Below are 21,748 nucleotides of genomic sequence, written 5' to 3'. Positions count from 1 at the left end.
CGGCCGCCCCTATTGCCCCAGGCGCTCAAGCAGGGCGGGGACGTGGACCTGATCCGCCTTGTAGTTGCCGGTCAGGGCATACATCACCAGGTTCACGCCGAAGCGGTTGGCCAGTTCGCGCTGGTCGGGACTGCCGGGGACCAGGCCCGCCATCGGCTCGCCATAGTCGTCGATCGCCCAGGCGGCGGCCCAGTCATTGGCGCCCACGATGATGGACGAGACGCCGTCGCGCTGGCTTTCGGGCCCGGCCTCGACCCAGAGCGGCGCGCCGGCATAGCGGCCGGGGAAGGACTGCATCAGATAGAAGGAGCGGCTGAGCACGTGGTCCGGCGGCAGGGGGACCAGCGGCGGCACGTCCAGCCGGCCCAGCAGGTTGCGCAGCGTCTCCGTCCCCTCGCCCCCGCCGGTGCCGTCGACGCCGTCGCGGGTGTCGAGCAGGATCATGCCGCCCTGCTTCAGGTAGCGGTCCAGCTTCTCCAGTGCCGCGTCCGAAAGCGGCGCCTGGGCCGAGGTCATCGGCCAGTAGAGCAGGGAAAACACACTGAGTTCGTCCGTGTCCAGGTCGACGCCCAGCGGGTCGCCCCCCTCGACCGCCGTGCGCTGGGCCAGGACCCGGGTCAGGCCGAACAGGCCGGACCGGCTCATCGCGTCGACCTCGGGCTCGCCGGTCAGGATATAGGCCAGGTGGAAGTTCAGCGTGGCGTCGAGGATGCGCGCATCCTCCACATCGCTGCCGGGCGAGGCCTGCGCCATGGCGGGCGGCGCCAGCGCGGGCGACAGCGCGGCCAGCGCCGCCGCCAGGACGATCGTCGTGGCCGTGGCGCCCCGCGCGGGGCGGACGCGGCCCGGGCGCAGGCCGCCCGACAGCACGACCATGACCAGGCCGTCGACAATCAGCAGGACAAGTGCCACCAGCAGCAGCCAGGGACCGATGGGAACCTCCTCAACCGCGGCATAGGTGTCGGCCACGACGCCCTGGAACAAGGGCAGCGGCACCAGCGCGTCCTCCGCGCCCAGGGCATTGAGCGCCACGCGGGCGGTCTCATCGCCATAGAAACCGGGCGGGTTGTCGGGGCCCGCGGCCGGCACCGGCTCCTTCACCGGCAGGGCGGTGGACGGCGGCTGACCCAGCCGGCCAAGGCCGTCCAGCGTGGCATAGGGGGCCAGCGGCTTGTCCGTGGTGCCGCCGGCAATGCCCTGGCTGATCGCCACCATGCGGCGCAGCATGTCCACGAACAGGCCGGACATGGGCAGGTTGGACCAGGTCGTGTTGGCGGTGGTGTGCACCAGCACGATCCAGCCCTGGCCGCGCCGGGCGGCGGTGACCAGGGGCGTGCCGTCCTGAAGCCGGGCCCAGGTCTTCTGCGGCAGGTCGAGGTCGGGCTCGGCCAGGACCTGGCGGTTGATGCGAACGTCCTCCGGAATCGCCAGGCCGGCGAACGGACTGCCCGCGGGGAAGGGGGCAAGTGCCGCCGGCTGCTCCCAGGACAGGGCGCCGCCCAGGACGCGGCCGCCGCTGCGCAGGCGCACGGGGCTGAGCGCGTCGCCCGTCTGGCCCGCCATGCGCGGCCCGGCAAAGCGCAGCAGCACGCCGCCCTTCTCGATCCAGGCGGTCAGGGCGTCCTGCTCGCTGCCGACGATCTGCCCCACATCGGCCAGGACCAGCACCGCCAGGCCGCGCTGCAGCAGGTCGGCCAGGGTGCCCTGGCGCACGTCGGCAAAGGGGGTCAGCGCGCGATCCAGGAAGAACAGGTCGGACAGCAGCGGCTGCGCGCTTTCGGACTGCGCGCCAGAGATCAGGCCCACGGGGCGCCGCCGCCAGCGTTCGTCCAGCAGCTGCACGGCGCCGGCCGAATCGATGCCCATCAGTTCCAGGCGGGCCACCTGGTTGCGGATCTCCACCGGCAGGGCCAGGGCCCCGGTGCCCGCCGTCTCGCCCGCCGGGAAGGTGACCGGCACCTCGCCCAGGGTGCGGCCGTCCTCCCCCCGGGCCGCCACGCGCAGCGTGCGGGCGCCGCCGGCATCGGCCCGCAGCGCGCGCAGGTCCAGGCTGGTGCCCGCCAATTGCGGCGGAGCCAGGGCCACCGCGCCTTCGCCCGGCTGGTGGCGGACGACGCGCGTGGTGTCCAGGCGCTTCAGGGCGGCCTCCATCTCGGCCGTGCCCGGCCCGTCAACGCCATCGCTGAACCAGACGGCCTCGGCCCCCGGTTCCAGGGCGGCCAGGGCCGCGGCCCAGCCCGCCCGGTCGGGCCGCCAGGCCCGCGATTCCAGCGCCAGGAGCACGGCGCGCGCCTCGACCGCCGGCTGCAGGCTGGGGGTCGCGGGCCGCGGTTCGGCGGTGGCCACCAGGGCGACGGCGCGGCCCGCGCGGCCGGCCTGCTCCACCAGCGACAGCGCCGCATCGCGCCGCATCGACCAGCGCTCCGCACCCGGCCAGCCATTGTCCAGCACGACGACGATCGGTCCGCCTGCCGCCAGCGGCACCTTGGGATTGAGCAGCGGCCCGGCCAGGCCGATCACGACAAGGGCCGCCAGCAGCAGGCGCAGAAGCAGCAGCCACCACGGCGTGCGGGCCGGCGTCTGCTCCCGCGGGACCAGCCCTGTGAGCAGGCGGATGGCGGGAAAGCTGATCTGGCGCGGAGCCGGCGGCGTCACCCGCACCAGCCAGAACAGGATGGGCAGGGCAACCAAGCCCAGGAGCAGCCACGGGCTGGCGAAACCAAGCGCACCAAGGTTGAGCATGATCGTCCTACGCCCGGCCGGACGTCATGGATGCAGCGCCGGAGAGCGCCGCGTGCAGGGCCAGCAGGGCGGTTTCCGGTGGCTTGTCCGTATGGTGGGCCGAGAATGTCCAGCCGGCCGCACGGGCCAGCGCCTTGAGCGCGTCGTGGTGTTGCGCGACGCGCTCGAAATAGGCGGCCCGCACCGATTCAACCCGCGTTGCCAGGTAGGCGGGCTCCCCCTCCAGGCCGACGAAGCGGGCCCGGCCCTGATAGGGCAGGGCGGCCTCGGCCGGGTCGACGATGTGCAGCAGGTGGCCGCGCACCTGGCGGGTGGCGTGGAAGCGGATGGCGGCGTCCAGTTCGTCGAGCGGCGTCAGGAAGTCGCTGGCGACGAGCAGGCCGGCATGGCGGGGCAGCACCTCCCGCGGGGGAAGGCCGTCGCCACCCGGCACCGGAGGTGCCGTCAGCAGGCTGAAGGCCAGGCGGTTGAAGGCGGCGCGGCCAGAGCGGGGCAGGCGGTCGCGGCCGAGCTCCCCCACCCGCTCGCCCGCGCGCACCAGCAGCGAGGCGAGCGCCAGGGCCAGGAGCAGGGCCCGCTCGCGCTTGGTCGGCAGGTTGGCGCCGGAGCGCCAGTCCATCGAGGGCGAGGGATCGCACCACAGCCAGACGCTCTGCGCGGCTTCCCACTCGGTCTCGCGCACGAACAGGGGCTGCGCCTTGGCCGACTGGCGCCAATCGATGCGGGCGACGCTGTCGCCGGGCTGGTATCGCCGGTACTGCCAGAACGTCTCGCCCATGCCGACGCGTCGGCGGCCGTGCACCCCTTGGGCCACGGTCGCGGCGACGCGTTCGGCCGCGACCAGCAGCGGCGGCAGGCGGCCGCCTGCCTGCTCCGCCGACAGGGCCAGCGACAGGTCGGTGCCGGCCGCCGGCCGTGCCTGGAACCGGGCCATCTCTACGCCACACCCATTGCCGGTCCGGCCTTCAGCGATAGGGGGTCAGCAGCTTGTCGATGACCTGGGCGACGGTCACGCCCTCGGCCCGCGCGGCGAAGGTCAGCGCCATGCGATGGCGCAGGATCGCCGGCGCCAGGGCCACGACGTCATCGAGCGAGGGGCTGAGCCGGCCGTCGAGCAGGGCCCGCGCGCGGATGCCCAGCATCAGGGCCTGGGCCGCGCGGGGGCCGGGGCCCCAGGCGATCAGCTCACGCAGGTCGGCACGGCCGCCATCCTCCGGCCGGCCGGAGCGGACCAGGGCCAGGATCGCCTCCACCACGCTGTCGCCCACGGGCACGCGGCGCACCAGCTTCTGCGCGGCCACCAGGTCGGCGGCGCTCATCACGGCAAAGGCCTGGTCCTCGCGCACCCCGGTCGTCGCCAGCAGCATGCGGCGCTCGGCCTCGATATCCGGGTAGCCCACGTCGATCTGCAGCAGGAAGCGGTCCAGCTGGGCCTCGGGCAGGGGATAGGTGCCCTCCTGCTCCAGCGGGTTCTGGGTCGCCAGGACATGGAAGGGCCCGGGCAGGGGGTGGCGCTGGCCCGCGACGGAGACGTGATGCTCCTGCATCGCCTGCAGCAGCGCCGACTGGGTGCGCGGGCTGGCGCGGTTGATCTCGTCCGCCATCAGCAGCTGGCAGAAGATCGGCCCCTTGATGAAGCGGAACGAGCGGCGCCCGTGCTCGCTCTCCTCCAGGACTTCGGAGCCGAGGATGTCGGCCGGCATCAGGTCGGGGGTGAACTGCACCCGCTTGTCGTCGAGGCCGAGCACGGTGCCCAGCGTCTCGACCAGGCGGGTCTTGGCCAGGCCCGGCACGCCGACCAGCAGGGCATGGCCGCCGGCCAGCAGCGCGACCAGCGCCTGCTCGATCACCTCGTGCTGGCCGAAGATCACGCGGCCGATGGCATCGCGGACCAGCGCCACCTTGGCGCCCAGCGTCTCGAACTCCTGGACGATTGCCTCGTCCGCATCACTGATATGGGCCATGACGCTCACTATATTCGTCGCAACGCCTGCGAGGCCAAGGAGATTCCCCGCAGCCGCGGCGTGTCGCCCCGGCTGCGCGAAGGGGCTGGATTTAAACGTTTGCAGGTTCGCCTGGATACGCCCATGTCAGGGCCTGTCCCATTGTTCCTGCCAAGGAGAAGCGCAATGAACGAGGCAAGTGCCCCGCCGGCACCCGATCCCTCGAACCTTGCCGCAGGGTTGAGCAAGGCGTTGAAGGCGACCCGCGACGCGGCGGGCGAGGCCGACGCGGGCGGTCCTGCGCGCAAGCGACCCCCCGTGCACCTGTGGAACCCGCCGTTCTGCGGCGACATCGACATGCGAATCGCCCGGAACGGCACCTGGTTCTATCTCGGCTCGCCCATCGGCCGGCCGGCGATGGTGGAGCTGTTTGCCTCTGTCCTGCGCCATGATCCCGATGAGCGGTACTACCTTGTCACGCCGGTGGAGAAGGTCGGCATCCAGGTGGAGGATGCGCCCTTCGTGGCGACGCTGATGACCGCCAGCGGCTCCGGTCCCGGACAGGTCCTGACGTTCGAGACCAATGTGGGCGATTTTGTGTCTGCCGATGCCGCCCATCCGATCCGCGTCACGATCGACCCTGAGACGCAGGAGCCGTCGCCCTATGTCCTGGTCCGGGACCGGCTGGAGGCATTGATCGCCCGGGCGGTATTCTATGACCTGGTCGAACTGGCGGAGGAACGCGACGGCATGCTGGGCGTCTGGAGCAGCGGGGAGTTCTTCACCATCGGGCCGGCGCCATGAGCGTCGACGACGTGACGGCCGAGGCCCTGCGCCAGCGGGTCGAGGATCGTTTCCGCGAGGCCATCGTCTCCTCGGTCAGCGACGTGCTGCGCGGCGACCACGAGCTGAACGCCGAGCACTGGGTCAGGCCCGGCCAGACCCTGCGCGAGGCGGCGGTGCTGGTGCCCCTGGTCGACCGGCCGGAGGGGATGACCGTGCTGCTGACCCGGCGCACCGACACGCTGTCGACCCATGCCGGGCAGGTCAGCTTCCCCGGCGGCCGGATCGAGCCGAGCGACGCAGGCCCGGAGGATGCCGCCCTGCGCGAGACATTGGAGGAGATCGGCCTGGAGCGTCGCTTCGTGAGGGTGCTGGGCCATCTCGACCCCTATGTCACGGGCACCGGCTTCCGCATCACGCCCGTGGTCGGCATCGTGACGCCGGGCTTTACCCTGGTGCCGGATCCGGGCGAAGTGGCCGCGGTGTTCGAGGTCCCGCTGGCCCATGTCATGGACCCGGTGAACCACGAGAAGCACGCGCGGGAATGGCAGGGCGTCCTGCGGCACTACTACGTCATCCCGCACGAGGATCATTTCATCTGGGGGGCGACCGCCGGAATGCTGGTCAACCTGTTCGACCGGCTGAAGGACTGAGGGCAAGGGGAGCAGGATCGTGCGCATCTTCATGGTCTGGCTGCTGCCGCTGGTCCTGCCGTTCGTCGTCTGGTGGCTGTGGGCGCGCTTCGTGGCGCGCAAGCAGGAGGAGCTGGGCCCTGGCTGGAGCGATGCGCCCTATGCCTGGCTGATCGTCTGCGCCGTGCTGCTGTGCGGTGCCAGCGTCGCCACGTTCGGCTCGCTCAACGCCTCGCCCGCCAGTGCCGTCTACCAGCCCGCGCACATGGAGAACGGCGAGTTCGTGCCCGGCCGCATGGTCGAGCCGCCCAAGGCACCCTGAGCGTGCGGGCATGACGCAGCCGCTTCTGCCGGTGGCGGCGCAGGCCTGGTTCCAGGCCCCGGCTACGCGCCGCATCCTCGACGCGGTCGCGCCCGCGCGCTTCGTCGGCGGCTGCGTCCGCGATGCCCTGCTGGGGCGGACGGCCAAGGACATCGACCTGGCCACCCCCCTGACGCCGGAGCAGGTGATGGCGCGGGCCAAGGAGGCCGGAATCCGCACCGTGCCCACGGGCCTTGCCCATGGCACCGTCACGCTGATCGCCGACCACGTGGCCATCGAGGTGACCACGTTGCGGCGCGACGTGGAAACCGACGGCCGCCATGCCGTGGTGGCCTTCACCGACGACTGGGCGGCGGACGCGGCGCGACGCGACTTCACCATGAACGCGCTCTATGCCGATGCCGAGGGCAGGGTGCACGACCTGGTGGGCGGCATCGCCGACCTGGAGCGCGGGCTAGTCCGTTTCGTGGGCGAGCCCGACCAGCGCATCGCCGAGGACCGCCTGCGGGTCCTGCGCTATTTCCGCTTCCATGCCTGGTATGGCCGGGGCGCGCCGGACGCCCCAGCACTGGCCGCCTGCGCCCGCGCCGCGGGGACGCTGGGCCGCCTGTCGGCCGAGCGGGTGGGCGCGGAACTGTTCAAGCTGCTGTCCGCGCCCGATCCGCTGCCGGCCCTTGTCCTGATGGACGGCGCGCATGTCCTGCCGGCGCTCCTGCCGCAGCCGCTGGACCTGGCGCGCCTGGCGGCCCTGGTGGCGATCGAGGGGCGCCTGAAGCAGGTCGACGCGGACCTCCGCCTGGCGGCGCTGGTGCGGCTTGGGCCCGACGCCGTGGCGGGTTTCAGCCAGGGCCTGCGCCTGTCGCGGCGGCGGCAGGAGCGGCTGGCGGCACTGGCGGCGCCCCGCCTGCCGCTGCGGCCGGACATGGCGCCGCAGGCCATGCGCCGCCTGCTGTTCCTGGCGGGCGCGCAGACGGTCCGCGACCACCTGATGCTGTCCTGGGCCGAGGCGGCGCAGCGGGGCGAGGCCAGCGACCCGGAGGCCTGGCAGGCGCTGCTGGCCCAGGTCGATGCCTGGGTCCCCGTGGCCCTGCCGGTGCGCGGCGCCGACGTCGTCGCCCTGGGCGTGGCGCCAGGGCCGGCGGTGGCCCAGGCGCTGGCCGAGGTGCAGGACTGGTGGGTGGAGGGCGACTTCGCCGCCGGCCGGGCGGCCTGCCTGGCCCGCCTGCGCGCCCGCGTCGGCGGCGCCTGAACCGGCCCGCGCGCGACACCTGCGACACTGTCGAGTGGGCACCAAATTGGTGCTGGCCCTTGATGCGGAGGGCGGCATCGCGTAATCGAGTGCGAATGCCTCGCAGTTGAGTGTCCTGCCCCATGGCCATCGTTCTCACCACGGGTGATGCCCCGCGCCGCGCTGCGGCGGCGCGCGTGCGCCTGGGGACGACCGGCTGGACGGTGACGGCGGTGGTCGTGGCCCTGTTCGTGGCGCTGCCCGTGATTGTCGTCGCGGCGGCGGCGCTGGCCCCGTCGGCCGGCATCTGGGAGCACCTCGCGTCCACCGTGCTGGGTCGCTATGTCGGCAACAGCCTGGCGCTGATGCTGCTGGTGGGGGCGGGGACTCTGGTCATCGGCACGGGCACGGCCTGGCTGGTGACGATGTGCCAGGTGCCGGGCGCCCGCGTTCTGGAATGGGCGCTGCTGCTGCCGATGGCGGTGCCTGCCTATGTCCTGGCCTATACCTATACCGGCCTGCTGGACGTGGCGGGTCCGGTGCAGTCCGCCATCCGCGACATGACCGGATTGAGCGCGCGGGACTACTGGTTCCCAAACGTGCGCTCGCTGGGCGGGGCCGCGGTCATGTTGACCCTCGTGCTCTATCCCTATGTCTACCTGCTGGCGCGGGCGGCGTTCCTGCAGCAGTCCGTCTGCGTGCTGGAGGTCGGGCGCACGCTTGGCTGCTCGCCCTGGCGCGCCTTCCTGCGCATCGCCCTGCCGCTGGCGCGGCCGGCCCTGGTGGCGGGCGTGTCGCTGGCGCTGATGGAGACGCTGGGCGACTTCGGCACGGTGCGCTATTTCGAAGTCGACACCTTCACCACCGCGATCTTCCGCACCTGGCTGGGCCTGGGCGACCCGGTGGGCGCGGCGCAGCTGGCGGCGATGCTGCTGTTCTTCGTCGGCCTGCTGGCGGCGCTGGAGCGGGTCGAGCGGGGCGGCCGGCGCTTCCACCACACTTCCACCCGCTACCGGCCGTTGCCGCGCTTCGAGCTGAGCCCGCTGCGCCGGGCCCTGGCCCTGGCCGCCTGCGCAGCGCCCATCCTGCTGGGCTTCGTGATCCCGGGCGTGCAGCTGGCCGCCTGGGCCATCGAGCAGGGCGTACCGGATGCCCGCATGCTGACCTATGCCCGGCACAGCGTGATCCTGGCCACCATCGCCGCCGTGCTGGCAGTCGGCATCGCGCTGGTCCTCGCCTATGGCGTGCGCATCGGCGGCGGTGTCGCGCAGCGCACGGCGACCCGTATGGCGGGCCTGGGCTATGCCGTGCCCGGCTCGGTCGTGGCGGTGGGCACGCTGCTGCCGCTGTCGATGCTGGACCACACGATCGACGGCTGGGCGCGGCAGTTCTTCGGCGTGTCGACCGGACTGGTCCTCAGCGGCACGATCATCGCGCTGCTCTATGCCTATCTGGTGCGCTTCCTGGGCGTTGCCCTGAACAGCGTCGAATCGGGCCTCGCCAAGGTGACGCCCAGCATGGACGCCGCGGCGCGCAGCCTGGGCACCTCGCCCGGGCGGACGCTGCGCCGGGTGCACCTGCCGATGATCGCCCCGGCCGCCCTGACGGCGGGGCTCCTGGTCTTTGTCGACGTGATGAAGGAGCTGCCGGCGACCACGATCGTGCGGCCCTTCAATTTCGACACGCTGGCGGTCAAGGCGTTCGAGTTCGCCTCAGACGAGCGCCTGCGCGAGGCGGGCCTGCCGTCGCTGGCGATCATGGCCTGCGGCATCCTGCCCGTCATCCTGCTCAGCCGCGCGATCGGCCGCACGCGCCCGGGACAGCATGCCGGCTCTTGAACTGGGGCAGGTGGGCCACCGCTATGGCGCGTTCGAGGCGGTGGCCGGGGTCGACCTGGCCGTCGGCCCGGGCGAGGTCATGTGCCTGCTGGGCCCGTCGGGCTGTGGCAAGACGACGGTCCTGCGCCTGGTGGCCGGCCTGGAACGGCTGCAGGCGGGACGCATCGCCATCGGCGACGAGACGGTGGCAGGGCGCGGCGTCCATGTCGCGCCAGAGGCACGGCAGATCGGACTGATCTTCCAGGATTATGCCCTGTTCCCGCACCTGAGCGTGGCGGCCAATGTCGCATTTGGCCTGGGGGGCGAGGCGGCGGCGCGGCGGCGCACGGCCCTGGCCGCGCTGGAGCGGGTGGGGCTGCAGCACCTGGCCGATTCGTTTCCCCATATGCTGTCGGGCGGCGAGCAGCAGCGCGTGGCGCTGGTCCGCGCCCTGGCGCCGGGGCCGCGCGTGATGCTGATGGACGAGCCGTTCTCTGGCCTGGACGTGCGCCTGCGCGACCGCGTGCGGGACGAGACGCTGGCCCTGCTGTCGGGGGCCGGGGTCGCCACCCTGCTGGTCACCCACGACCCGGAGGAGGCGATGCGCATGGCGGACCGCATCGCCATCATGCGCCAGGGCCGCATCGTGCAGCAGGGGCCGCCGGCCGAGCTCTATGACCACCCGGTGGATGCCGGCGTCGCGCGGTTCTTCAGCGAGGTGACGGAGCTGGCCGGAATCGTCCAGGGCGGCCGCGTGATGACGCCGTTCGGATCGGTGCCCGCCAGCCTGGCCGAAGGAACCGTGGTCCAGGTCCTGGTGCGGCCCCATGGCGTGCGCCTGGCGGGCCCGGGCAGCGGGGATGCAGCCATGCCGGCCAGCGTCCATGCGGTGCGCATCCTGGGGTCGGAGGTGCTGGCGACGCTGGAAAGCCCGGTCGGCACGCGCATCGTGGCCCGCTTGCCGCGCCACCTGGCGCCAAGCCCGGGCGAGGCGGTCACCCTGGAACTGGATCCGGCGGAGGCCCATGTCTTTGCCATCGATGCCGCCCCGGCCCAGGTGGATGCGGTGGCCCGCCGGGTGCACCCGGCCGCTTAGTGCCGCAGGTCCGGCCGTTGCGTTGCACCGCAAGATGGGCTGGTCCATGATCCGGCCGCCGGCGGGACCCGCCCCCGCAAGGAGACGCGCATGGGTGCTTTCAGCTTCTGGCATATCCTCGTCGTGGTGCTGCTTGTCGTGGTCCTGTTCGGGCGCGGCAAGATTTCCGGCCTGATGGGCGACGTGGCCAAGGGCATCCGCAACTTCCGCACCACCATGTCCGACGACGACAAGGCGCCGCCGCCGGCATCCCGGGCGCCCGATGCGCCGCCCTCGGTGATCGAGGCGCCGAAGGTCGACGACCGGCCCAAGGTCTGAACGCGCGACGACGCGGCATCCAACAATGTTCGATATCGGCTGGTCCGAGCTGTTCGTGGTCCTGGTCGTGGCGCTGGTGGTGGTGGGCCCCAAGGACCTGCCTAAGCTGATGCGCTGGGCCGGCTATTGGACCAATCGCGCACGCATGATGGCGGGCCAGTTCCAGCGCGTGATGGACGAGATGGCGCGCGAGGCGGAACTGGACAAGATCAACCAGGAACTGCGCGACTCGACCCGGATCGACATGCATCCCGGCCCGGCCAGCCCACCGCGCCCGCCGGCGCCGCCGGCCGGTCCGGGCGCGGGCAACAGCATCCAGCCACCCGACGCGCCTCCCGCAGGGGAAGGGCCATCGCCCGCCGACCTGGGCGTGGTGCCGGTCCCGACCCCTGTTGCGGCCGAAGTGCAGGCCGGCCTGCACGGGCCGATCCAGTCCCCCGACCTGCCGCAGCCCGAGACACCGGCACCGGTCGAGCCGCTGGCCGATCGCGCGGCGGGGTCCGTGCCCCGGCCGCCGGAACCCTGAGGCAGCGATGACGGACAATGTCGAAGACGAGGTCGAGGCCAGTCGCGCGCCGCTGCTCGACCACCTGATCGAGCTGCGCCGCCGCCTGGTCTATATCGTGAGCGCGATCCTGGTCGCGTTCGTCATCTGCTACATCTTCTCGGCCGACATCTATCGCTTCCTGACCCATCCGCTGTTCGCGGCCATGGAATCGGCGCGCCCCGTGGTCGAGGGGCAGCTGGCGCAGGAGCCGGTGCGGATGATCTATACCGACCTGACGGAAGCCTTCTTCACCTACCTGAAGGTCGCCTTCTTTGGCGCGCTGTTTCTGTCGTTTCCAATCGTCGCCAGTCAGGTCTACATGTTCGTGGCGCCTGGCCTGTACAAGAACGAGCGCCAGGCCTTCTGGCCGTTCCTGGTCGCCTCGCCCATCCTGTTCCTGCTGGGTGCGGCGATGCTGTACTACCTGATCTTTCCCATGGCCTGGCACTTCTTTCTCAGTTTCCAGACCGAGGACATGCAGGCCTTGCCCAAGGTGAACGAGTACCTGTCGCTGGTCACCGCGCTGATCCTGGCCTTTGGCGTGTCGTTCCAGTTGCCGGTCGTGCTGACGCTGCTGGGGCGGGCGGGTATCGTGTCGTCCGAGGGGCTGGCCCGCGTGCGCAAGTACGCGATCGTCGGCGTGTTCGCCTTTGCCGCGGTGGTGACCCCGCCCGACGTGATCAGCCAGGTCAGCCTGGCCCTGCCCATGCTGCTGCTCTACGAGATCTCGATCCTGACCGTCCGCATGATCGAGAAGAAGCGCGACCGCGAGGCCGCCACCCCCGGCTGAACCAGCCTTCGCCTTGACGGTTTGTTAAGGGAGGTCGTGCGACACAGCGTGGAACAGCGCTTGCGCGCCGGTGTACGGTATGTGATGATCAATCACAAATCCGTGATTAGTCTGTGAGGAACGCAGATGTCGGCATCTTCGGACTTCGGAAGGGGTGTGGCCGGGCGTGTCGTCGCATTCCTCCGCGACGAGGACGGTGCGACGGCAATCGAGTACGGCCTGATCGCGGCGATGATCGCGGTGGCGATCATCGTGGGCGTCACCGCGCTGGGCGGGAACGTCAACGCCATGCACGACCGCAATTCGGATTGCTTCAACCAGGCTCTTGCCACCCGCACCGCCTGCTGAACGGCAGGTCCCGGCATCGGGTCGGCGCCGCCGGCCCGGCACGTCCCGCGTGCGTTGGCGCGCGGCCCACCATCGTTGACGGTCCGCTGCTGTTGACTGGGGTGCGTCCCCCCCTACAATCCGGTCATCTTTCAAGTGCGCAGGTGTCGCCTCGGTCGGGCATTGGTCCGGGTTTCGCAGGTTTGCCTCGCGGCAGGGCAGGGTGAACCCTCTTGGCCGGACTGATCTATCCGTTTCCCGACCGTCCCGAACCCGGCACCACGATCGAGGTGGCGGACGGCGTGCACTGGGTGCGCATGCCGCTGCCCATGGCGCTGGACCACATCAACCTGTACCTCCTGCGGGACGGCGACGGCTGGACGATCGTCGATACCGGCATTCGCGGCCGCGACACCAAGCAGAACTGGGAAAAGGTCTTTGCCGCGACCCTGGGCGGGCGGCCGGTCAAGCGGGTCATCGTCACCCATTATCATCCGGACCATGTCGGCCAGGCCGGCTGGCTGACCAGCCGCTGGAATGCGCCGCTGTGGATGACGCGGACGGAATACCTGTTCTGCCGCGTGCTGGCACTGGACATCCGCGACGAGCCGCCGGCGGAGGTGCTGGAATTCTATCGCCGCGCCGGGCTGGAGCCCGAGATGCTGGAGGCGATCCGCGCGCGCGGGCAGAGTGGATTTGCCCGGGGCGTGGTGCCGCTGCCGACCGCCTTCCGTCGCATGGTCGATGGCGAGGTCTTTCGCATCGGCGAGGATGACTGGCAGGTGGTCGTGGGCCGCGGCCATGCGCCCGAGCACGCCTGCCTGTGGTGCCCGGCGCGGGGCCTGTTCATCGCCGGCGACCAGGTCCTGCCGCGCATCTCGTCCAACGTCTCGGTCCATCCCAGCGAGCCGGGGGCCAATCCGCTGGAGGACTGGCTGGAATCGCTGGCACGCATCCGCGACACGGTGCCGGACGACACGCTGGTCCTGCCCGCGCACAACGAGCCGTTCCGCGGCCTGCACTGGCGCCTGTCCCGCCTGATCGAGGGGCACGAGAGCCGCCTGGCCGATCTGCACGCCCAGTGCGTGGAGCCCAAGCGGGCGCTGGACGTCTTTTCCATCCTGTTCCGGAAGCGGATCGAGGGGCGGGAAGTGGGCCTGGCCATCGGCGAGAGCCTGGCCCACCTGCATTGCCTGGAAGGACGGGGCCTGGTGGTGCGCGAGCCCGACGCCGGCGGCGTCGACCGCTGGCGGAGCCTTCAGCCGGCGACCGCAGCCGCCTGAGCCGGCGGGGACAGGGCAGCGGCATTGCGGCCGCTTGCCAAACGCGGGGCGGGATCGCACCTTGGCGCGTGAGCACCATCCTGCTGAGCCATTCGGCGTGCCTGGCGCATCAGACCGGCCCGCATCATCCTGAATGCCCCGACCGCCTGCGGGCGGTGCTGGCGGCACTGGAGGCGGAGGAATTCGCCTATCTGGAGCGCCGCGAGGCGCCGCTGGCGACGCTTGAGCAGCTGTCCCGCGTCCATCCCCGCGCCCATGTCGAGGCGCTGCTGGCGGCACTGCCGCGCGATGGGCTGGACCATATCGACGAGGACACGGTGGTGTGCCCCCAGTCGGCAGAGGCTGCCTTGCGTGCCGCGGGGGCGGCGGTGGCGGGCGTCGACGCCGTGATGGCGGGGGCCGCACGCAATGCCTTCTGCGCGGTGCGCCCGCCCGGGCACCATGCGACGCCGCGCCGGGCCATGGGCTTTTGCCTGTTCAACAACGTGATGGTGGGGGCGGCGCACGCCCGCGCCGTGCACGGCATCACGCGCGTGGCGGTGGTCGACTTCGATGTCCATCATGGCAATGGCAGCCAGGACATGGCCCTTCTGGAGCCTGATTTCTTCTATGCCTCGACCCATCAATGGCCGCTCTATCCCGGGACGGGGCGTGCGGGCGAGCGGGGCCATGGCAACGTCCTGAACGTGCCGCTGCCGCCGTTCGCGGGCGGCGACGACCTGCTGGCGGCGTTCGAGCAGCAGATCGTGCCGGCGCTCGACGCGTTTCGGCCGGAGCTGGTCATGATCTCTGCCGGATTCGACGGGCACGAGGACGATCCGATGGCCAACCTGCGCCTGCACGAGCGGGACTATGCAGCGGTGACCGCCATGCTGGGCGCGGTTGCGGCACGGCATGCGGGTGGGCGGATTGTGTCCTGCCTCGAAGGGGGGTATGACCTTCACGCCCTGGCCCGCTCCGCCGCAGCGCATGTCCGGGCATTGATGACAATCTAGTCACATCGCGTCGGGCATTCCCGCCAATGCGTCTGGCCCCCGGGTGGCGACGTGGCGTCGCAGGGTCACACTTGCTAGGATGCCGCGGCTTTTGGAGCACTGAATGAGCAGCGTGGCTGATTCCCTGCCCGCCGATATTGCGGCGATGAGCTTCGAGCAGGCGTTGAAGGCGCTTGAGGACATCGTCCGCCGACTGGAAGAGGGCAAGGTGGAGCTTGAGGAGTCGATCGAGATCTATGGCCGCGGCGTGCACCTGAAGCGCCATTGCGAGGCCAAGCTCGAGACCGCGCGCACGCGCGTCGAACGCATCGTCCTGGGGACGGACGGAACTGTCGAGGCGCGCGCCGCCGATGTCGTCTGAATTCGCGAGCCTGAGCCTGGAGGGGGCCCTGGCCGACTGTGTCGAGTCGGTCGAGCACACGCTGAACCAGCTGCTGCCGGCACCCACCGGGCACGAGGCCCGGGTGATGGAGGCGATGCGCTATGCCGTGCTGGGCGGTGGCAAGCGCCTGCGCCCGTTCCTGGTCCTGGCCTCGGCCCACCTGTTCGGCGTGCTGCGCCATTCGGCGCTGCGCGTGGCGGCCGCGCTGGAATGCGTGCACGTCTATTCCCTGATCCATGACGACCTGCCGTGCATGGACGACGACGACATGCGCCGGGGCAAGCCCACCGTGCACAAGGCGTTCGACGAGGCGACGGCCGTGCTGGCCGGTGATGCCCTGCTGACGCTTGCCTTCGACATCCTGGCCGATCCCGATACCCATCCCGACCCGCATGTGCGCTGCGAACTGGTGGCGAAGCTGGCCCATGCCGCCGGCGCGCGCGGCATGGTGGGCGGGCAGATGATCGACCTGGCCGCACCCGGGGCGGGCTATGACCTGGCCGCGATCACGCGGCTGCAGCAGCTGAAGACCGGGGCGCTGATCAGCTTCGGCGCCGAGGCCGGCGCCATCCTGGGCAAGGCGAGCGAGACCTGCCGCCATGCCCTGCAGCACTATGCCCATGACCTGGGCCTGGCGTTCCAGATCACCGACGACCTGATCGACGTCGAGGGCGATGCCGGCCTGGCCGGCAAGGCCGTGGGCAAGGACGAGGCCGCAGGCAAGGCGACCTTCGTCTCTATCCTGGGGGTCGAGCGCGCGCGCACCCAGGCGGCGCTGCTGGCCGACCAGGCGGTGGCCCATCTCGACCATTTTGACGACAAGGCGCGCCTGCTGCGCCAGCTCGCCGCTCATATCCTGAGCCGCCGGGCCTGAGAGAGAGCGAAAGGACCATCGTGGCCGAATCCTCAAAGACCCCGCTGCTGGACACGGTCAACTATCCGTTCGACGTCCGTCGGCTGGAGCAGTCGCAATTGCGGCAGCTGGCCGACGAACTGCGGACCGAGACGATCGACGCGGTGTCGATCACCGGCGGACACCTGGGGGCGGGCCTGGGCGTGGTCGAGCTGACGGTCGCCCTGCACCACGTCTTTGACACGCCGCGCGACCGCATCATCTGGGACGTCGGGCACCAGGCCTATCCGCACAAGATCCTGACCGGCCGGCGCGACCGCATCCGCACGCTGCGCCAGGGCGGCGGCCTGTCCGGCTTCACCAAGCGGTCCGAGAGCGAGTACGACCCCTTTGGCGCGGCCCACAGCTCGACCTCGATCTCGGCCGGGCTGGGCATGGCGGTGGCGCGCGACCTGTCGGGCGGCAACAACAACGTGGTCGCCGTGATCGGCGACGGCTCGATCAGCGCCGGCATGGCGTACGAGGCGATGAACAATGCCGGCTACCTGAACAGCCGCCTGATCGTCATCCTGAACGACAACGACATGTCGATCGCACCCCCGGTCGGGGCGATGAGCCACTACCTGGCGCGTCTGGTGTCGTCGCACTCCTATACCTCGCTGCGCCACATGGCGAAGCAGATCACCGAGCACCTGCCCAAGTCGATCGGCCGCACGGCCAAGCGGGCGGAATCCTATGCCCGGGGCATCGTGGCCGGTGGCGGCACCCTGTTCGAGGAAATGGGCTTCTACTATGTGGGGCCGATCGACGGGCACGACCTGGACGCGCTGGTGCCGATCCTGAAGAACGTGCGCGACGCGGACGAAGGCCCGATCCTGGTCCATGTCGTGACGCAGAAGGGCAAGGGCTATCCCCCGGCCGAGGCGGCGGCCGACAAGTACCATGGCGTGGTCAAGTTCGACGTCATCACCGGCACCCAGGCCAAGCCGAAGGCCAATGCCCCCGCCTATACCCGCGTCTTCGCCGACAGCCTGATCGCCGAGGCGGAAACCGACGACAAGATCGTGGCCATCACGGCGGCCATGCCGTCGGGCACCGGCCTGGACGTGTTCGGCAAGCGCTTCCCGGAACGCACGTTCGACGTCGGCATCGCCGAGCAGCATGGCGTCACCTTTGCCGCCGGCCTGGCGACCGAGGGTTTCCGTCCGTTCACGGCGATCTATTCGACCTTCCTGCAGCGCGGCTATGACCAGGTCGTGCACGACGTGGCATTGCAGAAGCTGCCCGTGCGCTTCGCCATCGACCGCGCCGGCCTGGTGGGGGCCGACGGGGCGACCCATGCCGGGTCGTTCGACATCGCCTATCTCGCCTGCCTGCCCAACTTCGTCATCATGGCCTGCGCCGACGAGGTCGAGCTGATGAACATGGTGGCCACCGCCGCCGCGATCGACGACCGGCCGTCCGCCTTCCGCTTTCCCCGGGGCGAGGGGGTCGGCATGGACCTGCCGACGCGGGGCACCGTGCTGGAGATCGGCAAGGGCCGCGTGATGCGCGAAGGCTCGAAGGTCGCGCTGCTGTCGCTGGGCACGCGGCTTCAGGAATGCCTGAAGGCGGCGGACGAACTGGCGGCCCGGGGCCTGTCGACGACCGTCGCGGATGCCCGCTTCGCCAAGCCGCTGGACGAGGACCTGATCCGGCGCCTGGCGCGCGAGCACGAGGTGCTGATCACCATCGAGGAAGGCTCGGTCGGCGGCTTTGGCAGCCATGTCCTGCACTTCCTCGCCGTGTCGGGCCTGCTCGACCATGGCTGCAAGGTGCGGCCGATGGTTCTGCCCGACGTGTTCCAGGACCATGATTCACCCCTTGCCATGTACGACCAGGCCGGCCTGAACGCGCGCCACATCGTGGCCACCGCACTGGTGGCGCTCGGCCAGGATTCGCGGGACCTGACCGCCCGGGCCTGATGGCGAAGGTCCCGCGCGAGCGGCTGGACGCCCTGCTGGTCGCGCGCGGCCTGGCCGACAACCGGACCCGGGCCCAGGCGCTGATCCTGGCGGGCAAGGTCTTCTCCGGCGAGCGCCGCCTGGACAAGGCGGGCGCCACGCTGGACCCCGCCGTCGCGCTGACCGTGCGCGGGGCGGAGCACCCCTGGGTCAGCCGCGGGGCGCTGAAGCTGATCGCGGGTCTGGACGCCTTTGCCGTGCCGGTGCAGGGCCGCGTCGCGCTGGACGTCGGGGCGTCGACCGGGGGCTTCACCGAGGTGCTGCTGGCGCGCGGGGCCGCCCGAGTTCATGCCGTCGACGTGGGGCAGGGGCAGCTGGCCTGGTCGCTGCGCACCGACCCGCGTGTCGTCGTGCTGGAAAAGACCAATGCGCGCCACCTGACCACGGCCGAGGTGGCCGAGCCGGTCGACATCGTCACCTGCGACGCCAGCTTCATCGGACTGGAGACCGTGCTGCCCACGCCCCTGAGCCTGACCCGACCGGGCGCCCACCTGGTCGCGCTGATCAAGCCGCAGTTCGAGGTCGGGCGCGACGGCGTGGGCAAGGGCGGCATCGTGCGCGATGCAGGCCTGCGCGAGGCGGCGCGCGCGCGCATCGTCGACTGGCTGGGCAACCGCCCGGGCTGGCGCGTGCTGGGCACGACCGAAAGCCCCATCACCGGTGCCGACGGCAATGTCGAGTACCTGATCGCAGGTGTCCGCGATGCTTGAAGTGACGCACCTGGGCGCCCAGGGCGACGGCATCGCCCAGGGGCCGGGGGGGCCGGTCTTCCTGCCCTTCATGGCACCGGGCGATCGCGTGGACCTGGCGGGCCAGGTGCCGCGCCTGGTGACGACGGGGCCGCACCGCGTGGCGCCCCTGTGCCGGCATTTCGGCCGCTGCGGCGGCTGCGCCACCCAGCACGTCGACGCAGCGTACCAGGCCGCCTGGAAACGCGAACTGGTGGCGCAGGCGCTGGGCCATCGCGGCCTGGACGGCGGCGTGGTCGCTCCCACGATCTCGATCCCGCCGGGGCGGCGGCGGCGGGCCACGTTCGCGATCCTGCGCCTGCGCGAGAAGATCGTGCTGGGCTTCAACGAACGCGCCTCCGCCAGCCTTGTCGACCTGGAGGAATGCCCCGTCCTGCGGCCGGAGCTGGCGGCGCTGCTGGCGCCCCTGCGCACCCTGCTGGCCCGCGTCCTGCCGCCCGGCGGGCGCAAGGCGCTGGCGGCGCAGGCGCACGTCCTGGCCAGCGACAGCGGCATCGACCTGTGGCTCGAGGTGGCGGCCGAGCTGGACCTGAAGCGGTCGGAGGCGCTGTCCGACTTTGCCGCGGCGCACGACCTGGCGCGGCTGTCCTGGGGGCGGCCGGCGATGACGGTTGCGGAGCGCCGCCGCCCCGTCGTGCAGGCGGGCCAGGCACGCATTGCCCCGGCGCCCGGCGCGTTCCTGCAGGCCAGCGCGGAGGGCGAGGCGGTGCTGGCGCAGCATGTCGGGACGGCGGTGGGCGACGCCAATCCCGTGGCCGACCTGTTCAGCGGCTGCGGCACCTTTGCCCTGCGGCTGGCGGAGGGCCGGTCGGTCCAGGCCTTCGACGCGGAGGGCGAGGCGATCGCCGCCTGTCGTACCGCCGCGCAGGGGCGCGCGCTGGCCGCACGGTCGCGCGACCTGTTCCGCGCGCCGCTTCTGGCGGCCGAGCTGAACGCCTTTGCCGCGGTGGTGCTGGATCCGCCGCGGGCCGGGGCCCGGGCGCAGGTGGAGCAGCTTGCCGCCAGCACCGTGCCGGTCGTCGCCATGGCGTCGTGCAATCCCGGGACCTTTGCCCGCGATGCCAGGATCCTGGTCGATGGCGGGTACCAGCTCGAATGGGTGGTGCCGGTCGACCAGTTTCCTATGACACCCCATGTCGAGCTGGTCGCGCGTTTCGCGCGCAACGGATAGGGTTGGACGCGATGGCGAACGCGGCGGACCGGATCGGCTACAGGATGGCCCAGGCGGCACGCGTCGCCTGGTATGGCGGGCAGTACCTGGCGGCGGCGCGCCTGACCCGGCCGCACCGCGCCGCGGTTTCGGTCGACGCGCCCATGCCGGGCTCTGCCGTGCTGCTGCGCCACATGCGGGCGCTGCTGGACCGGGACCGGCGGAATGTCGAGGACGGGACCTATGCCGCGCCACGCCTGCTGCCGCCGGCGGACCGGGCCCTGGCCGACATGGTGCGGTTTTTTCGCGACCTGCCGGGCATCACCCGGCGCCAGGCAACCCACGGCCATGACGAGGTGCTGGACGGGGATGGGGAGGGCCGGCGCGGCCGCTATCCGCGCTACTACCTGCAGAATTTCCACTACCAGACCGACGGCTACCTGTCCGAGCGCTCCGCCCGCCTCTATGACCAGCAGGTCGAAGTGCTGTTCACCGGCCTGGCCGATGCCATGCGGCGGCAGGCGCTGGTCCCCCTGCGCCAGGCGCTGCAGCCGCTGGACCTGCGCCGCGCGCGGGTGGCCGACATCGCCTGCGGCACCGGCCGCTTCCTGGGCGACCTGAAGGCGACATGGCCACGGGTCCAGGCGATGGGCGTCGACCTGTCGCGCGATTACCTGGCGGAGGCGCGGCGCCACCTGGCGGGGCGCGCCTGGCTGAGCCTGGTGGAGGCCCAGGCCGAGCACCTGCCCCTGGCCGATGGGGCGCTGGACGCCGTCACCTGCATCTACCTGTTCCACGAGCTGCCGCCACGCGTCCGGGGGCAGGTGGCGGCGGAACTGGCGCGCGTGGTACGCCCGGGGGGAAGCGTCATCGTGGTCGACTCGCTGCAGATCGGCGACGTCCCCGACCTGGACGGCCTGCTGCATTTCTTTCCCGCGGCCTTTCACGAACCGTATTTCGCGACCTATGCGCGGGCCGACCTGGGCGCGCTGTTCGGCGGCGCGGGGCTGGACCTGGCGGGGGTGGAGACGGCGTTCCTGTCCAAGGTCCTGCACTTCCGCCGGCCGCTCTGACCGTTTTCGCCGCCCGGGATCCTGCATGGCGCTGCCGCTTCATGACGACCAGCCGACGCGCTTCTCGCCCCACGTCACCTGGGCGCTGATCGCCATCAATGTCCTGATCTACCTGCTGCAGCAGCAATGGCCGCAGGGCGACGACGGCGCCGCCATGGCGGCCGGCCTGATCCCGGCGGCGCTGACCGGACTGGACCTGACCCCGGCGGACCTGACCTGGCTTGAGGCGAACCGGCCGCTGCCGGAATGGTCGACGCTGTTCAGCTACCAGTTCGTGCATGGCTCGACCGCGCACCTACTGGGCAACATGCTGTTCCTCTGGATCTTCGGCAACAATGTCGAGGATACGATCGGACGCCTGCGCTTCGTCGTGTTCTATCTGACCTGTGGCGTGCTGGCGGCGGTGGCCGAGATGGTTGCCGAGCCGGCGAGCCCGGTACCCCTGGTCGGAGCCTCCGGCGCGATATCGGGCGTGCTGGGCGCGTATTTCCTGCTGCATCCCCGGGCCCGGATCTGGATGCTGCTGGCCTTCATCCCGCTGCGCGTGCCCGCCTGGGCCATGATCGGCCTGTGGTTCGTGATGCAGTTGTGGGACGGCCTGACTGGCGCTGCCGAGGCGGAGCGCGTCGCCTGGCTGGCGCATGTCGGCGGCTTCGTCGCGGGCCTGGCCCTGATCAAGCCGTTCATGCCCCGGCGACGCGGCCCCTGGGGCTGA

At 71.3% G+C, this 21,748-nt stretch carries 22 protein-coding genes; 19 read left to right on the top strand and 3 right to left on the bottom strand.

Annotated features, from left to right (window positions below):
• Nucleotides 1–9 precede the first annotated feature (9 nt).
• The 3 genes from ACI6GS_RS18405 to ACI6GS_RS18395 are packed head-to-tail and all read right to left on the bottom strand — an operon-like array spanning nucleotide 10 to nucleotide 4,706.
• A complete protein-coding gene (locus tag ACI6GS_RS18405; protein WP_439814921.1) occupies nucleotides 10–2,742 on the bottom strand; it encodes a DUF4159 domain-containing protein in 2,733 nt (910 codons plus the stop codon).
• A 7-nt stretch (nucleotides 2,743–2,749) separates the two neighbouring features.
• The gene (locus ACI6GS_RS18400; RefSeq protein WP_439814920.1) at nucleotides 2,750–3,676 is read right to left on the bottom strand and encodes a DUF58 domain-containing protein; all 927 of its coding nucleotides are present in this window, start codon (nucleotides 3,674–3,676) and stop codon (nucleotides 2,750–2,752) included.
• 31 nt (nucleotides 3,677–3,707) lie between these two features.
• Nucleotides 3,708–4,706, bottom strand: a complete 999-nt coding sequence (locus ACI6GS_RS18395; RefSeq protein WP_439814919.1) for an AAA family ATPase — start codon at nucleotides 4,704–4,706, stop codon at nucleotides 3,708–3,710.
• 165 nt (nucleotides 4,707–4,871) lie between these two features.
• On the opposite strand from ACI6GS_RS18395, the gene ACI6GS_RS18390 reads away from it, so the two are divergent.
• From ACI6GS_RS18390 to ACI6GS_RS18300, 19 genes are all read left to right on the top strand, one after another.
• Nucleotides 4,872–5,489, top strand: coding sequence for a DUF1285 domain-containing protein (locus tag ACI6GS_RS18390; RefSeq protein WP_439814918.1), 618 nt, complete (start codon nucleotides 4,872–4,874; stop codon nucleotides 5,487–5,489).
• Entirely contained in the window at nucleotides 5,486–6,121 is a 636-nt protein-coding gene (locus ACI6GS_RS18385) for a CoA pyrophosphatase (RefSeq protein ID WP_439814917.1), read from the top strand. Before ACI6GS_RS18390 ends, ACI6GS_RS18385 begins: the two co-directional genes overlap by 4 nt.
• Nucleotides 6,122–6,140: 19 nt before the next feature.
• Nucleotides 6,141–6,422: a DUF6111 family protein gene (locus tag ACI6GS_RS18380; protein ID WP_439814916.1), complete on the top strand. Its 282-nt coding sequence runs from the start codon at nucleotides 6,141–6,143 to the stop codon at nucleotides 6,420–6,422.
• 10 nt (nucleotides 6,423–6,432) lie between these two features.
• Nucleotides 6,433–7,671, top strand: coding sequence for a CCA tRNA nucleotidyltransferase (locus tag ACI6GS_RS18375; protein WP_439814915.1), 1,239 nt, complete (start codon nucleotides 6,433–6,435; stop codon nucleotides 7,669–7,671).
• A gap of 122 nt (nucleotides 7,672–7,793) precedes the next feature.
• Nucleotides 7,794–9,488, top strand: coding sequence for an ABC transporter permease (locus ACI6GS_RS18370; protein ID WP_439814914.1), 1,695 nt, complete (start codon nucleotides 7,794–7,796; stop codon nucleotides 9,486–9,488).
• The gene (locus ACI6GS_RS18365) at nucleotides 9,475–10,563 is read left to right on the top strand and encodes an ABC transporter ATP-binding protein (RefSeq protein WP_439814913.1); all 1,089 of its coding nucleotides are present in this window, start codon (nucleotides 9,475–9,477) and stop codon (nucleotides 10,561–10,563) included. Before ACI6GS_RS18370 ends, ACI6GS_RS18365 begins: the two co-directional genes overlap by 14 nt.
• Nucleotides 10,564–10,653: 90 nt before the next feature.
• The gene (locus tag ACI6GS_RS18360) at nucleotides 10,654–10,881 is read left to right on the top strand and encodes a twin-arginine translocase TatA/TatE family subunit (protein WP_439814912.1); all 228 of its coding nucleotides are present in this window, start codon (nucleotides 10,654–10,656) and stop codon (nucleotides 10,879–10,881) included.
• 25 nt (nucleotides 10,882–10,906) lie between these two features.
• Nucleotides 10,907–11,407, top strand: a complete 501-nt coding sequence (tatB, locus tag ACI6GS_RS18355; protein ID WP_439814911.1) for a Sec-independent protein translocase protein TatB — start codon at nucleotides 10,907–10,909, stop codon at nucleotides 11,405–11,407.
• A 7-nt stretch (nucleotides 11,408–11,414) separates the two neighbouring features.
• Nucleotides 11,415–12,218 (top strand): twin-arginine translocase subunit TatC, encoded by an 804-nt coding sequence (gene tatC / locus ACI6GS_RS18350; RefSeq protein ID WP_439814910.1) that lies wholly within the window; start codon nucleotides 11,415–11,417, stop codon nucleotides 12,216–12,218.
• Nucleotides 12,219–12,344: 126 nt separating this feature from the next.
• On the top strand, nucleotides 12,345–12,566 hold the full coding sequence (locus ACI6GS_RS18345) for a Flp family type IVb pilin (RefSeq protein ID WP_439814909.1): 222 nt from the start codon (nucleotides 12,345–12,347) through the stop codon (nucleotides 12,564–12,566).
• Between the two features lie 212 nt (nucleotides 12,567–12,778).
• Complete coding sequence (locus ACI6GS_RS18340; protein WP_439814908.1) at nucleotides 12,779–13,828, top strand: MBL fold metallo-hydrolase; 1,050 nt, start codon at nucleotides 12,779–12,781, stop codon at nucleotides 13,826–13,828.
• 68 nt (nucleotides 13,829–13,896) lie between these two features.
• The gene (locus ACI6GS_RS18335; RefSeq protein WP_439814907.1) at nucleotides 13,897–14,823 is read left to right on the top strand and encodes a histone deacetylase family protein; all 927 of its coding nucleotides are present in this window, start codon (nucleotides 13,897–13,899) and stop codon (nucleotides 14,821–14,823) included.
• A 103-nt stretch (nucleotides 14,824–14,926) separates the two neighbouring features.
• A complete protein-coding gene (locus ACI6GS_RS18330; RefSeq protein ID WP_439814906.1) occupies nucleotides 14,927–15,184 on the top strand; it encodes an exodeoxyribonuclease VII small subunit in 258 nt (85 codons plus the stop codon).
• Nucleotides 15,174–16,079, top strand: a complete 906-nt coding sequence (locus ACI6GS_RS18325) for a polyprenyl synthetase family protein (RefSeq protein ID WP_439814905.1) — start codon at nucleotides 15,174–15,176, stop codon at nucleotides 16,077–16,079. The genes ACI6GS_RS18330 and ACI6GS_RS18325 overlap by 11 nt, the downstream gene beginning before the upstream one ends.
• Before the next feature lie 20 nt (nucleotides 16,080–16,099).
• Nucleotides 16,100–18,022 carry a 1-deoxy-D-xylulose-5-phosphate synthase gene (dxs, locus tag ACI6GS_RS18320; protein WP_439814904.1) on the top strand — a complete coding sequence of 641 codons (1,923 nt, stop codon included), beginning with the start codon at nucleotides 16,100–16,102 and terminating at the stop codon, nucleotides 18,020–18,022.
• Nucleotides 18,022–18,771, top strand: a complete 750-nt coding sequence (locus ACI6GS_RS18315; RefSeq protein ID WP_439814903.1) for a TlyA family RNA methyltransferase — start codon at nucleotides 18,022–18,024, stop codon at nucleotides 18,769–18,771. The genes dxs and ACI6GS_RS18315 overlap by 1 nt, the downstream gene beginning before the upstream one ends.
• Nucleotides 18,764–19,981 carry a class I SAM-dependent RNA methyltransferase gene (locus tag ACI6GS_RS18310; RefSeq protein WP_439814902.1) on the top strand — a complete coding sequence of 406 codons (1,218 nt, stop codon included), beginning with the start codon at nucleotides 18,764–18,766 and terminating at the stop codon, nucleotides 19,979–19,981. The genes ACI6GS_RS18315 and ACI6GS_RS18310 overlap by 8 nt, the downstream gene beginning before the upstream one ends.
• An 11-nt stretch (nucleotides 19,982–19,992) precedes the next feature.
• A complete protein-coding gene (locus ACI6GS_RS18305; protein WP_439814901.1) occupies nucleotides 19,993–21,033 on the top strand; it encodes a class I SAM-dependent methyltransferase in 1,041 nt (346 codons plus the stop codon).
• A gap of 25 nt (nucleotides 21,034–21,058) precedes the next feature.
• A complete protein-coding gene (locus tag ACI6GS_RS18300) occupies nucleotides 21,059–21,748 on the top strand; it encodes a rhomboid family intramembrane serine protease (protein WP_439814900.1) in 690 nt (229 codons plus the stop codon).

It is taken from the genome of Zavarzinia sp. CC-PAN008 (assembly GCF_051903925.1).
In the GTDB taxonomy this organism is placed as follows: Bacteria; Pseudomonadota; Alphaproteobacteria; order Zavarziniales; family Zavarziniaceae.
This window is presented reverse-complemented; position numbering and strand designations above follow the sequence as displayed.